This window comes from Rhodococcus jostii RHA1 (assembly GCF_000014565.1).
GTDB lineage: Bacteria > Actinomycetota > Actinomycetes > Mycobacteriales > Mycobacteriaceae > Rhodococcus_F > Rhodococcus_F jostii_A.
This window is the reverse complement of the sequence record NC_008270.1, coordinates 74,954-87,510: the sequence shown is the minus strand read 5'-3', so window position 1 is coordinate 87,510 and position 12,557 is coordinate 74,954. Positions and strand designations below refer to the sequence as shown.

Annotated in this window: 16 protein-coding genes; 8 read left to right on the top strand and 8 right to left on the bottom strand. The window is 64.6% G+C overall.

The window, feature by feature from the left end; translation table 11 throughout:
- Positions 1–89 precede the first annotated feature (89 nt).
- The 7 genes from RHA1_RS53065 to RHA1_RS41170 form a co-directional block, all read right to left on the bottom strand.
- Complete coding sequence (locus RHA1_RS53065) at positions 90–215, bottom strand: hypothetical protein (RefSeq protein WP_016880402.1); 126 nt, start codon at positions 213–215, stop codon at positions 90–92.
- Positions 187–432 carry a hypothetical protein gene (locus tag RHA1_RS41195; protein ID WP_016880403.1) on the bottom strand — a complete coding sequence of 82 codons (246 nt, stop codon included), beginning with the start codon at positions 430–432 and terminating at the stop codon, positions 187–189. Before RHA1_RS41195 ends, RHA1_RS53065 begins: the two co-directional genes overlap by 29 nt.
- A 28-nt stretch (positions 433–460) precedes the next feature.
- On the bottom strand, positions 461–1,762 hold the full coding sequence (locus RHA1_RS41190) for an AAA family ATPase (RefSeq protein ID WP_011599953.1): 1,302 nt from the start codon (positions 1,760–1,762) through the stop codon (positions 461–463).
- A gap of 70 nt (positions 1,763–1,832) precedes the next feature.
- Positions 1,833–3,023: a hypothetical protein gene (locus tag RHA1_RS41185; protein ID WP_011599952.1), complete on the bottom strand. Its 1,191-nt coding sequence runs from the start codon at positions 3,021–3,023 to the stop codon at positions 1,833–1,835.
- The gene (locus RHA1_RS41180) at positions 3,020–3,214 is read right to left on the bottom strand and encodes a hypothetical protein (protein WP_016880405.1); all 195 of its coding nucleotides are present in this window, start codon (positions 3,212–3,214) and stop codon (positions 3,020–3,022) included. Before RHA1_RS41180 ends, RHA1_RS41185 begins: the two co-directional genes overlap by 4 nt.
- Positions 3,211–4,470: a vWA domain-containing protein gene (locus RHA1_RS41175; protein WP_011599951.1), complete on the bottom strand. Its 1,260-nt coding sequence runs from the start codon at positions 4,468–4,470 to the stop codon at positions 3,211–3,213. The genes RHA1_RS41180 and RHA1_RS41175 overlap by 4 nt, the downstream gene beginning before the upstream one ends.
- Positions 4,467–5,096, bottom strand: coding sequence for a hypothetical protein (locus RHA1_RS41170; protein WP_011599950.1), 630 nt, complete (start codon positions 5,094–5,096; stop codon positions 4,467–4,469). The genes RHA1_RS41175 and RHA1_RS41170 overlap by 4 nt, the downstream gene beginning before the upstream one ends.
- Before the next feature lie 242 nt (positions 5,097–5,338).
- Between RHA1_RS41170 and RHA1_RS41165 the strand changes: the two genes are divergently transcribed.
- The 8 genes from RHA1_RS41165 (at position 5,339) to RHA1_RS41130 (ending at position 12,057) form a co-directional block, all read left to right on the top strand.
- Entirely contained in the window at positions 5,339–6,667 is a 1,329-nt protein-coding gene (locus RHA1_RS41165) for a hypothetical protein (protein ID WP_011599949.1), read from the top strand.
- Between the two features lie 289 nt (positions 6,668–6,956).
- Positions 6,957–7,586 carry a hypothetical protein gene (locus RHA1_RS41160; protein ID WP_011599948.1) on the top strand — a complete coding sequence of 210 codons (630 nt, stop codon included), beginning with the start codon at positions 6,957–6,959 and terminating at the stop codon, positions 7,584–7,586.
- Between the two features lie 14 nt (positions 7,587–7,600).
- Positions 7,601–8,719 carry a helix-turn-helix domain-containing protein gene (locus RHA1_RS48100; RefSeq protein ID WP_148228530.1) on the top strand — a complete coding sequence of 373 codons (1,119 nt, stop codon included), beginning with the start codon at positions 7,601–7,603 and terminating at the stop codon, positions 8,717–8,719.
- Positions 8,720–9,182: 463 nt separating this feature from the next.
- A complete protein-coding gene (locus RHA1_RS41150; RefSeq protein ID WP_016880407.1) occupies positions 9,183–9,449 on the top strand; it encodes a hypothetical protein in 267 nt (88 codons plus the stop codon).
- The gene (locus tag RHA1_RS41145) at positions 9,446–9,775 is read left to right on the top strand and encodes a hypothetical protein (protein ID WP_011599945.1); all 330 of its coding nucleotides are present in this window, start codon (positions 9,446–9,448) and stop codon (positions 9,773–9,775) included. The genes RHA1_RS41150 and RHA1_RS41145 overlap by 4 nt, the downstream gene beginning before the upstream one ends.
- Positions 9,765–10,265, top strand: coding sequence for a hypothetical protein (locus RHA1_RS41140; RefSeq protein ID WP_011599944.1), 501 nt, complete (start codon positions 9,765–9,767; stop codon positions 10,263–10,265). The genes RHA1_RS41145 and RHA1_RS41140 overlap by 11 nt, the downstream gene beginning before the upstream one ends.
- A gap of 151 nt (positions 10,266–10,416) precedes the next feature.
- Positions 10,417–11,499, top strand: coding sequence for an IS630-like element ISRjo2 family transposase (locus RHA1_RS41135; protein ID WP_011599943.1), 1,083 nt, complete (start codon positions 10,417–10,419; stop codon positions 11,497–11,499).
- A 33-nt stretch (positions 11,500–11,532) separates the two neighbouring features.
- The gene (locus RHA1_RS41130; RefSeq protein WP_011599942.1) at positions 11,533–12,057 is read left to right on the top strand and encodes a DUF2441 domain-containing protein; all 525 of its coding nucleotides are present in this window, start codon (positions 11,533–11,535) and stop codon (positions 12,055–12,057) included.
- A 36-nt stretch (positions 12,058–12,093) separates the two neighbouring features.
- Here RHA1_RS41130 and RHA1_RS41125 read toward each other — a convergent pair whose 3' ends face one another.
- On the bottom strand, positions 12,094–12,354 hold the full coding sequence (locus RHA1_RS41125; RefSeq protein WP_011599941.1) for a hypothetical protein: 261 nt from the start codon (positions 12,352–12,354) through the stop codon (positions 12,094–12,096).
- Positions 12,355–12,557 lie beyond the last annotated feature (203 nt).

Below are 12,557 nucleotides of genomic sequence, written 5' to 3'. Positions count from 1 at the left end.
GGGAATCGGGAAGTACCGGCCCCGGCGCATCCGGTGCCGGGGACTGCCGGCCGAACGGGTCCGTGGGACCGCCGGGCCGTCAGTTCCCTTTAGTCCGCGCCGTACAACTCGGCGGTGTAGTGGACCGCTCCCCTTCGCTGCGCTTCGTCCCAGTCGACGCCCATCACGTCGGCCAGATGGTGCAGATCACCGAGGAAGTCCCCGAAGACCGTCATGGCCTCCTCCTGATCGGTAGTGCAGATGCGCGTAGCTGATCAGCCCATCCCCTGCCCGCAGCGCGCGGACGCCGTTGTCGTGGACCTGAGAACCCTCGTCGTACTCGTAGGTGAAGTTCGGTCGGGTCGTCCCCGCGAATGCGGCTGCCAGCTGGGCTGGCGAGTCGACGTCCGGCAGCCGTTCTGCGCGGAACTCGGTCATGATTTCATCGGACATTGCCCAAATCCCTTTCATTTTGAGGTTGCTACACAGCGGGAGTGCGGTGCAGCGCGGCCAACAGGGCGGTATTGGCGGCGTGCGCGGTCGAGGGTTCGGTGTAGGCGAGTACCTCGGCGCTCGCGTCATCGATGACGACGCTCATGTGGGCGCGGTGGCGGGAGAGCATCACGCAGGCGCGGCCCAGATCCAGGCTGAATTGCTCGGCGGTGCGGTATCCGGCCAGCGGATGCAACACCACCACAGCGGCACGCTCGAGCCCTTGCAGTGAATTCGCGGTGCCGACCAGCACGTCCGGGTGATCAGACAGGAGGGCACGGATCGCCGCCGCCTGCGTCACGTGGGGAACCACCACCGCGATATCAGCGGCGCTCATAGGTCGCTGATCCTCGGCGGTGACCAGCTCCGCGCCCGCCAGCTCCCGCGCCCGCTGTGCGCACGCGGTCACCAGCGCCGGATCGGACGAGCCACCGGAGACCGTGACCGAACGGTGCGCCAGCTCGGGCAGCACGACTCCGCCCGCGTCGGTCAGGTGCTCCGGTGGTCGGCGGGAGGTAAACGGCAGGTCGGGGTAGAACAACGGTTGAATCAGGGCGGTGGTGCCGGGTCCGAGCCGCCAGGTGTGGCGCAGCCGAACCACGCCCACCGCGTCGCCGTGTGCGGCTTGCAGCGCGATCGGTCCCGGCAGGTTCGGGGCGGTATCGCTGCCGTCCCATCGAGACACGTCGCCGGTCACCACCGGATCGATCTGACCGAGATCGCCCACACAGACCACCTGCCTGGCCATGGCGCCAAGTGCGCCCAGATCGGCGTAGGTGCATTGCCACGATTCGTCGACCACGAGCACGTCGGCACTGACTTTCTCAGGGTCGGCGAACAGCCATCGGGCGGTCGTGCCGATCAGGATCGCGCCCACCTCACCGGGCCACCGCACCTTCTGCCCCGACACCGCTGGCGTCTCGCCGCTGTCGGGTTTCGACGGTTTCGCTTTCCACATCAGTGCGGCGCGATCGGTGAGGGTGCCGAGGCGCCGCGCAATCTCCACTGCCTGTTCGCGGGTCTGGGCCGCGATGCCGACACGCAGATCCGCACGGTGTGCCAGTGCTGCCGCGAGAAGGGCGACCAGTCGAGTTTTACCCGCGCCGGGTGGCGACGGGACGACGACGGCGGGATCACCCGACCACACCGAGAACAGCACACGTGCGGTGATCGGATCGGACATGATCTGCGATCCCGGCCACTGCGTGAGCGACGGCGGGGTCGGCCTGGGTGCCGGTGCGCTCGAGGGTGCCGGGTTGGGGATATCGGGGCGGGGGGCGAGGATGCGCATGACGGTGCGACCTTTCACGAAAGGTGGTGTGAAGCAAACTGTTTTCGGATATCAGTGCAGGCTGCCGGGGCTAGTCCTCTGCGCCCGCGATCAGCACGTCGAGGGGAACCTCACGCCGCGCAGCGACCGGTGTTTGGCCGGTGGAGAGCCAGGAACGGCGGGCACGGTAGAGCCGCCAGTATCGGCCCCGACCCGCGCGCATCGTCTGCGGGGACGGCGGCCCGGGCATCAAGCACACCCTTGCTCCCGGTGCGGGGGCGTGTGCGCCGACCGAGCCGAGACCGAGGACCAACTTTCCCTCTACGACCTGCGCCGAGGTGACCTCGACACAGAACCGCTCGAAGGGTCTGTCCGCTGGGGTGCCCATCCAGCCGGTGACCTCGGATCCGACACGCAACCGTGCATCGCGCCGCTCACAGGTCACCGACAGCGATGCGCCCCGCCGACGCGTGCCTGTCGGCGGCGGGGTCACCGATGCCACCCCGACCGCCACATGCCCGGTATGGACTGCGCGTTGCCGCCAGAGCGGATCATCGAGCAGGGCGGCAGCTTTCAAGTCGGCGGCATCGCATCGGGTGCGCAGTCCCATGGCGGCGCTGGCGGTGTTGTCCGGGCGCGACCAGTCATGCCCGGCTGTCGCTGCCGATAGCGCGCGGTCCCACGAATAACGGTCATCCTCGTGGATCGGCTCCAGTAGTGGCAGCAGCGGTCCGCCACTGATCTTCGCGGCCCACTCATGCAAGCCGCTGACGCTGTCATCGGAGATGCCGAACCACTGCCGCCACGTGGTCGCCGACCGTTCGGCCTCCGGGGTGATGCCGAGGACATACCGCGCCGACGACGCGGCCACCAGATTCACCACCGCCGACGTGCCGGGATGGTCTGCCCGATCCGCCCACCACGCCACCATCGCCGCAGCACCGGCCACCTGCGGGTCCGGGTGGTGTGCGTGCGCCCGCGCCAACGTCACCAGGGCAGGCAGGGTGCCGGTGTCGTCGGTGAGCAACGGTGCCGGGTCGCAGCGCCCCACGATGGTGCCACCGTGTGCGGCCAGCAGTCCCAGGGCATCCACGTCGCGGGCACGTTCCTCGCGGCCCTCGAACCCGGCCACTGCCACCGTGACGCTGCCACCACGGGCGACCGCACGCACCGCCAGCGCCGCCGTGGACGGCACGAACGTGGTGTGCGTGAGCCGAGCCACCGGCGACCGGGTTTCGGCGGCATAGAGCCGCTGAGCGAGGTCGAACCATTCCACGCTCATGCCGCTCCCCGCCCCTCATCGCTCCCCTGCACCGGATTCGCGGCACAGCGCCAACCGGCGCGCAGAGCCGACGCCGCCGCATCGGTCGCCGTACCTGCCACTACCGCCGCGACCTGGCCGGCGGTGATCCCGGTACCGGCCAACACCCGGTCGGCGTAGCGGACCAGGTCGCCGCTTCCTGCCGCGCTCACGCGCGAACTCCCGCGCCGACCGGCACGCGCACCGTCGACGCCCACGACGGTGTACGCCCCGCAGCCGTGTCACTGCCGATCACCGCGCACACCAGATGCGACCGCGACGGGCGATCCGGCCACGGCGTATCCCCGTCCGTCAGGACGATCACCACATGCGGCTGCGGACGCGCAGCGTTGGCCGCCTCGATACCCACCCGCATGTCGGTGCCGCCGCCGCCGATCAGTTTCACGTCCGCGATGGACCGAACCGGCTGCGCCGTTGTGCTCGACGCATCACAGGCCAGAATCCGCACCCGATCCCGTACCACACCGCCAGCCCGCAGCACCCCGGCAACCTCACTCATCGCCGCATCCAGATCGTCTGCCGACATCGATCCCGACGTGTCGACCACAATCGAGACCGTGATCGACGGGCCGCGCATCGCCGGAGCGACTATGCCCGAGATCCCGCGCCGCGAGGGTCGCGAATACGTGTAGTTCGTCCGCCCCGCCTGATCCGCCAGCGCACGCCGGATCACCGCACGCAACAACCGATCCCATGCCACGGTCGGCGGTGCCAGTACCTCACCTGCCCACCGCGCCAACCCGGCCGGGGCGCTCCCCCGCCCCTTTCCCGAAGACTCACGAACGGCCTTCGCGACATACCGCCGCACCAGGTCGGCCTCCGCGCCGTCGAGACCCTCGGTGACCTCACTCCCGGCCGCACCCAACTCGCCGGGCACGGCAGGGCACCCCGCACCGGACCCGCACCCCGGATCGCCGTCGCCGTCTGCGGGTGCGTTCGGAGATGGAGGGGCAGACGGATCTACCAGGTTCGTGTAGTAGTCCTCCGCGATGCCTCCCGATGCGCACCCGAACGACTCCGGGGTGATCACCCCTTCGGGCAGTCCGACACCGGCCGCGAGAAGGTCATCGTTGATTTCCGCATCGGCGGCGTAGTTCCACGCCAAGTGCGCGACCGGCTTCGGCAAGAACTCCGCGCGCGCGGCATGTGCCCGCAGCAAGTGCCCAACCTCGTGCAACAGGACCGCACCCGCCACCGGGACCGGCCACGCGTTCGCACCGACCAGCAGCGCCGGATCGAGATACAACCGCCACTGCGCATCCACCGCGAACGTGCCCAGCCCCGGCGCAGCCACCGGTTGCGCCGCGAACAACGCCCGCATGAAGTACGGCATCTGTTCGGCAGAGACCAACCGGGCCAACCGAAACGCGCGCAACTCGTCCGGGTCGAGTACCCGCACCGCGCTCACGCCGCCTCACCGACCAGACCCGCAGCCACCAACATCGGGGAGAACCGTTTCGCCGCAGCCGGAACCACAGCCTTGGCGGGCCGCGCCTTCGCCAACGTCCGCGCCGCAGCGCCCGCCACATCAGGTGCACCCGCTTCCGCAGCCGCGATCAGCGGCCCCCACGCGCTGCGCCACGCCTCGACAGTGCCCCGCCCCGCAGCCCACGCCGTCACACCCGACAGAACTGCCCACACCAGGTCCGGACGAGACTGCCAGTCGAACGCCGTTTCCGGATTCTCGATCACCGCCACCGGGTCGGGCAGATCGGCATTCCTGCGCCATTCCAGGAACTCGACACCAGTCCCCTCACCGATCAACCCGAACACCGCCGCATTGATCGCCGCGTTGTCGTCGTCACGCAGATGCGGCAACACCGCCGCCAGCATCGCCCACGTGCGTCGCGACGGCCACGCTCCCCCGGTCTGCGCCGCCGACGACGGGAACGCGTCCAACGCTTCCGGGTTGCGCTGGACATATCCGGTGATCGAACTACGCACCAGCGCCACGCGCTGTTCGTCCGTCGCCACCGCACGCGAGGCGGGCGGCGTGGCCCACCCCGTCGCCATACCGTCCAACCACTCGTCCACAGACGGAGTGAACTCCACATGGCAGAACCGATTCGCCAATGGCGCTTCCAGTTCGTACCCGCCGGGGACGCGGGACGAGCACGGAACCCCTATTTGCGCAGGTCGGAACGTATAATCGAGGAGTCTAATTCGGTAGCGAGACTGACCAACTCGCTCGACTCTGGAGGATTTTCTGTGGCTGATTTGGCGACTGCTGTGACGGTGTTGGATGGGGGCTTCCGACCGAGGACATCATTGTCAACGTGCGCGAGCGAGAGAAGTTGCTCAAGAACGCACCCGATGCCCTTGAAGGGCTCGACGACACCCAGCGAGCTCGTGCTTCCTACGTCGCCAAGATGATTCTGGCCGCTTCAGTTGGACTGTTCGATGCCGCCCTCAACTACCTCTGGAACGAGACGATAAACGAGCTGCGGGCCCGAGTCGCCTCATTCGACGTCGCCTACTTCTTCGACCTCGCAGAACCGGACCCCGCCCGCCGAAGCAGCCTCAAGAATCCGGAGGACCTTGCCAGAATCGACGATGCGAAGCTGATGGAAGCGGCCAACCGCATCAAACTAATCAGCGATATCGGCTACAAGCAGCTTGACCACATCCGTTACATGCGCAACAACGCCAGCGCTGCACACCCCAATCAGAACGCTCTCACCGGCCTGAAACTGGCCGAATGGCTGGAAACCTGCATTCGCGAGGTCATCACCCTCCCCCGCGACAACGTCGTCGCCGAAATCGGACGACTCTTGCACAACGTCCGGACGCTACGGTTACCCGAAGCTGAGCTAGATAACGCCGCAACCTTCTTCGATCAGCTTCCACAGGACCAAGCAGACAACCTCGCGGCCGGCTTGTTCGGCATCTTCAACCCGCCGGACGCCACCCCGGATACCCAAGACAACGTCCGCAACCTCTGGCCAGCTCTCTGGCCCTATGTCAGTGAGAACGCTCGCAACGAGTGCGGCATCAAACTCTCACGGTTCCGCGCAAACGCAGACCTTGACCGTGCGCAACGTGCCCGCGACCTACTCGACCTTGTTGACGGCGCCGCCTACCTGCCCGAATCCGACCGCGCTGCCGAAGTCGCCCAATCCCTCGACGAGCTGAACAACGCCCACGAGGGATGGAATAACTTCTACGAGGAACCCTCAGTTGCCCAACGCTTGCTCGATCTCGTTGGCCGATATGGTCAAGTTCCCGCACAACTTAGCCCACGTTACGTGAACCAGATCGTCTATGTCTTCCTCACGAACGGTAAGGGCGTCGCCTGGAATGCCGACCCTATCTACGTGTCCTTGATCGGCAAGTTCGACGGAGTCCAGGCCGCCCTGGCCCTGCGCTCATTCACCGACACCAGAATCTCCAGCCGCCTTCAGCATGAGCTCGCCCGTGCAAAATGGGAAGAGTTGCTGGACCTCGTCGGACCCAAGCTCACCGGCCGTCGAGATCGGGCGTTGTTGGACTCCATCCGCGGATTCACCGGCACCCCTGACCAGCTCATCTTGGACACTGCCATCAAGCGCCAAGTCAACCCGGATACCGCTCGGCCGCGCAAAAAGGCCCGAACCAATGGGCGATGAGACCTCCATGAGGCGCCGACACCACAGCCACGGTTAAGGGAGAGTTAAGGGTCAGCTTCAACCCGGTCCCTACAGCCACCCACTGGCCATCGGTCAACACCTCACCCAGGCATGAAGTTCGGCGCGCACGGGCCCTCACCAACGCATAGGCCACGAAATATCGCCGATCGGGGACTGTTGTGTGGAGCTCAAGGGCAGATGGTCCCGAAGGAAACGGTGGTTCATGTTTTACAACCTAGATTTAGGTCGTGTATCATGAACCTACCGACCTTATAGAAGGGATCTGTTCTTGATCTTGGACTCCGCTTCCACGCTTTCCGGCCAAGCCAAGCTTGCCGAGTTGGACATCGATGTTTCGACCATTCATGAGGTGCTCCTGTACGGCGACGCGGAGCGCATGACCTATACCGCCCTGGACGCTAACGGTGCCGGCGAAATGGCTCGTTGGTCACGCCATGTCCGGCGCCTAAGCGAAATGCTGATCCCGAAAGGTTGGACGCGGGTCGACTACTGGAACCAGCCGACGCTCGTACACCCCAGTGGGAGTCGGTGCCTGATCGTCACAAGCGGCGACGGGTTCACTGGCACCGACTACGGAGTCCCTAGCACGAAGAACCCCAAAGGTCGCACCGTCCGCGACGCGGTTGAGAAGAATGCGCAATTCGCTCTGATGTCCCGCGACGAGGTCGACCCAGCCTTCGCCAGCTTTCGTGAAACTTGGATGCTACTGACGAACGCGCACCCGGACGGGCAGCTTTATGCCGAGGTGAGCCAGCCGATCGACATGGAGGGCGACCAAATCTCCAAGTGGTCCTACCGCCTGCTGATCTCACCTATCGATCCTTCGGCGTCCCCGGAAGAACAAGGTAACGACGACACCGGCGCTGACTACGACTTCTCAGTCACGCGAAAGGTATGAGCAAGGAGGCAGACATGGGTGAGGCGAATCGCGTGTTCGTATCCTCACGACTCACAGCCGCCCGGAAACGCCGCGGTGTCACCATCACAGCCCTCAGCAGCGAAAGTGGTTTGAGCACAAAAAGTCTCTCTGACTTCGAGAACGGAAAAAAGGACCCCTCACAAGACACTCTCGATCGACTTGCGCAGGCGCTCAAAGTTCGGTCGAACTATTTCCTACGTCCCGCTCTTGATGAGGTGCCGACCGATTCCGTCAGCTTCCGAGCACCAACCAAGATGACAGCCCGTAACAGAGATATGGCAATTGCAATCTGCAGCCATGCCGTCGAGCTGCGAACATGGATCGACTCCCACTACGACACACCACCGGTCAACGTACCGACACTCGACAAGCACGTTGGGACAGCCGCAGCGGGGGCGGCTGCCGAGATCGTCCGTGCAAAGTGGGGTTTGGGCGAGGCTCCACTAGGCAACGTTGTGCATCTGCTCGAGCTTCACGGAGTTGCGGTTTTCTCGGCAAGGACGAAACAGGGCGCGCTTGATGCCTTCTCCTTCCGAGACAGCGGTCGCCCGTATGTACTTCTCAGCCCGCATAAGTCAGCCGAGCGTGGCAGGTTCGACGCAGCACACGAACTGGGTCATCTTGTTCTCCACAGCGGTCCGACTCGATCGACCGGCGTTGACGCTGAGCGTGAAGCAGATGCTTTTGCTTCCTCATTCTTGATGCCCGAAAGCGACCTTCGTGCCCAAGTCTCGATGAATCCACCACTTCACCAGATTCTCGTCAAAAAGAAGAGGTGGAAAGTTGCAGCGATCGCGCTGGCTTACCGTCTCCACGACATCGGATTACTAAGCGACTGGCTATATCACACCACGTGTGTAAACCTGTCCCGCAAAGGATACCGATCTGGGGAGCCTGACGGGATGAGCGAACGAGAGTCATCGCGATTACTGAGCAAGGTGATGAACGACGTCTGGACCACCAGCGGTGGCTTCAACCAGCTTTGCGCAGATCTTGGGGTGGAATCCCATGACATCAACGATCTAATTTTCGGCTTGGCGCCGGTTCCGATTACTGGAAATCAGGAGAAATCGAAACCTAGACGGCCCGAGCTAAGGCTAATCGAAACTTAGGAGCTCAATACACCCCCACCGCACCGTTGCCATCGTGACACCTCTGGGCAACAGTTTCGCGAAGGCTGGAGCCACAGGAAGCAGTCGGAGAATCGATTCCGCGCTCGTCGCCGACGCCGGTTCCGACTCAGGAACCGCCAAACGACATCGGAGTGGCTGGCTCAACAGACCGATCCGGGATCGCCGCCATCTGACGGCGTAGCTCCTCCACGCGATCCGCCTTCGACAACCACCGCAACGTGAAATCAGTGCTGATGGAGTGTGCCGTCATAGAACATCGGCCCGATCAGCCGCATGGACTGATTGCGCGCCCATTTGCGCAGCTTCGACGACCTTTTCCGGTTCTCCCAACCGAGACTGTGGCTCGATTGCGACCGCACCGACCTGCTCGGCCACCGGCAGCATGACACCCTGTCCCACGAGACTTCAAGCCCGCCGACGTCGGAAGGACCCGCCACACACCATGCCCATTTGGACTCTCTGGCTCGGCGCCGTGCTGGTCGTCGCGGGCTCAGCCGCCCAGATCACACATCGGGCCTTGGCAGCCCGAGCCCTCTGGCTGCTCGCCGTGCTCGCCTTCGCGGCCGCTGCCGTCGGGGCGGTGACCGCGTCCGAGTTCTCGCTGCCCCTGCTGCTCACCGTGTTTGTCGCGATCGCGGCGACCATCGCCCTGCACGTGGTCACCAGTGATCCGAAGAAATCCGTGGCCTCAAGAAGGGACGCCGAATGATCACAGCGATCTGCGCTATGGTCCTCGGTGTACTGCTCGGGGGATCGGACCTGGCTGACCGGTGGCGCACAGTCCAGTCGAAGCGGGTGCGTATCGCCGAGATCGCCACCAGTCTCGACCGCTTCCAGTGGTTGGTGCTCGAGGACCTCGCGGAGGCACGCCACCAGTTCCTGTACCGAGATCGCAGACAGGGGAACAAGCAGGTCATTGCGTTCATCGCAGCCCAAGAGCGCGCCACCAAGGTCGGTATCCCCGACGAACTGGCGGTGTACCGCCTGGCCGACCAGATCATCCGAGAACGGGACAAACAAGCCCATGCCCGCTGATCCCGGCAGCGTCCACACCGACTCCGACCAAGCGCTGCCACACCTGGCCACCGATGACGTCTGGGCAGATTCGCACATCATCACGGCGGCGGCCCGCACCGGAACGAATATTGAGCTTCAGATCCACACGTCCATCGCACCGTTCGACGCCGCGGCCGAGGCGTGGTTTCCCGCGGCTACCGGGTTCACTGTCACCGTCATCGTGCACACCGTCGATGCGCAGACGGGCGAGCCCCGGTATTTGCCGCCCGCCGAGCCCGCCGAGTGGGCGCGGACGATCTTCTCCACCGTTGACGCCGCGCACGGGTACTTTCTCGGCGCCGTCGACCCAGCGACCGGCGTCCACCGGGAAAGTCAGCTCGCATATCGTCTCTACCTCGACAGCACTCGGCGCACAATTCCCGTGCCCCGTCAGGTGGTCACCTGCCCGCACTACCTGCTCCCTGCCCTCGACGGCCGAGCCGAGGTCACCATCGATACCACCGCTTGACCAGCCGAGCGCCGCCCGCACGTACGTCCCTCCTGGTGGACACCATTTCGACTATGAGGAGATGGGGGCGGTCGGATGGTGAGTCGACTATCACCCACAGCTAGTGGTGTGTCTCGCAAATAATTGTCGATCGATTCGATAGAATCCGTACATGAGGAATCCGGTACCCGCTTTGGAGATTTCCGATGGGCAGCGCGTTTTGCTCGAGTCGTTGGCGCGGTCGCAGTCGGGTGCACACCGGGAGGTGGTACGGGCCAAGGCGCTGCTGATGGCGTCCGAGGGCATGGCCAACACGGCCATCGCCCAGGCATTGTCGGTATCGCCGGGGTCGGTGGCGAACTGGCGGGCGCGGTTCGCCGAGGACGGCATGGCGCGGTTGGGTGAGGTGCGCAAGGGTCGTGGTCGCAAGCCCTCGATCCCGCAGGAGAAGATCGAGGAGATCGTGGACCTGACGCAGAACTACCGCCCGAAAGGCGAGACTCATTGGAGTTGCCGGACGATGGCCGAGGCGGTCGGGGTTTCCAAGGACACCGTCCAGCGGGTGTGGTCCGCTCGCGGACTCAAGCCACACCGGGTCGAGACGTTCAAACTGTCGAACGATCCGCGATTCGAGGACAAGCTCGTCGACGTCGTCGGTCTGTATCTGAACCCGCCCGAGCGGGCGATCGTGTTGTGCGCGGACGAGAAGTCGTCGGTGCAGGCCCTCGACCGGACCCAGGCCTCGCTCCCGATGATCAAGGGCCGCGGCGAGACGATGACCCACGACTACAAGCGCCACGGCACCACCACCTTGTTCGCCGCACTCGACGTCCTCACCGGCACCGTGATCGGCCAGTGCCTGCCCCGCCACCGCCACCAGGAGTTCCTGCGATTTCTGCGCACCATCGACCACGAGGTGCCCAAGGACTTGGAAATCCACCTGATCCTGGACAACTACGCCACCCACAAACACGAGAAGGTCCGGGCCTGGCTCGACAAGCATCCCCGGTTCCACCTGCACTTCACTCCCACCTCCTCCTCGTGGCTCAATCTCGTCGAACGTTGGTTCCGCGAGCTGACCGATAAAGCTCTGCGGCGCGGGGTCTTTCACTCCGTACCGCACCTCATCGCCTCGATCGAGGAATACCTCGACGCCCACAACGAAAACCCCCGACCGTACGAATGGACCGCGACCGCCGAATCCATCCTCGCCAAGGTCGCGCGCGGCCGCGTCGCACTCGAAAAGATCAGCTAAATCAGAGACACACCACTAGAGAGGTTTTCAGAAATGCCGCGCTTCTACACCGTCAACCGGAGAGGGACCCTTCACGAGGGACTGTCGCTCGGGCTCACCCGCTTCGACGACGTCGAACCGACAGCGCTGCAACAGCACCTCGACGTGCTGTTTCCCGATGGCGTTGCCGCGCACGGTGAGATTAACTTCGTCAACGCGGCCGCTCAGTTTCAAGTCACAGATCATCTGATCGAGCTGATATCGGAGAACGTGCGTCGGGCACACTTTCCGACCGCACCGTCTCGTTTTCAATCTGCCTTCGCAGTGGACACACTCGACGAGGCCCGCGCCTTCCGCACTGCCTTCGATCCGACTGAAGCAGCGAAGATCTGGCAGGTGGAGACCGATCACGACGGATTCCGGGCCAACATGGAGCTGCTCCGCGCCCCTGGCACCGCTCTGATGACGTCGTATCACTCCTATTGCTACTGGTCCCAGCAAAGCCCGGACCACGAGGTGCCCGTGACATGGGAGGTACTCCTGAGTCCACCTATCCGGGTTCTCGGCCCCGCCGAATAGGTTGTCATTGGGCGGTTCAACGAGAAGCGGAGCGGACTACCCGGTAAAGAGGTGCGCGGTCAGTCGCGACGCGAGTTCTTCCCGTGTGTCCTCGTCGCCGGGGTGCGAGTAGACAGGGCTGATCGGGCGACCGGCGTCGATCATGTCCTCGCGGGCTATCTTGACCGCCTCTGCACACTCGCGGAGGGCTTCGGCGAACTCAGCCACGAACGAGGCGTCTGTGGAGGGCGCCGCGTCCACGGCGGCGTCGGAGAGGGCTTCGAGGTAGCGGACGGACTGTTCGAGGAGATCACGCATGCGATGACCGTAGCGCGGACGGAAGGGCCGTGTCACCGATGAATTGGGTTGTGCAGTAACAGCGGCGCCGCCAGCGGCACCGCTGAATCATAGCGAATGCCACGCCGAGGATGAACGCGTCACTCATCGCTTCCCCCCAATCGCCGGTTCTCCATTACAACAGGTCCCATCAGCCTCGGGCTCCGGCTGCGTCGGCGACATCC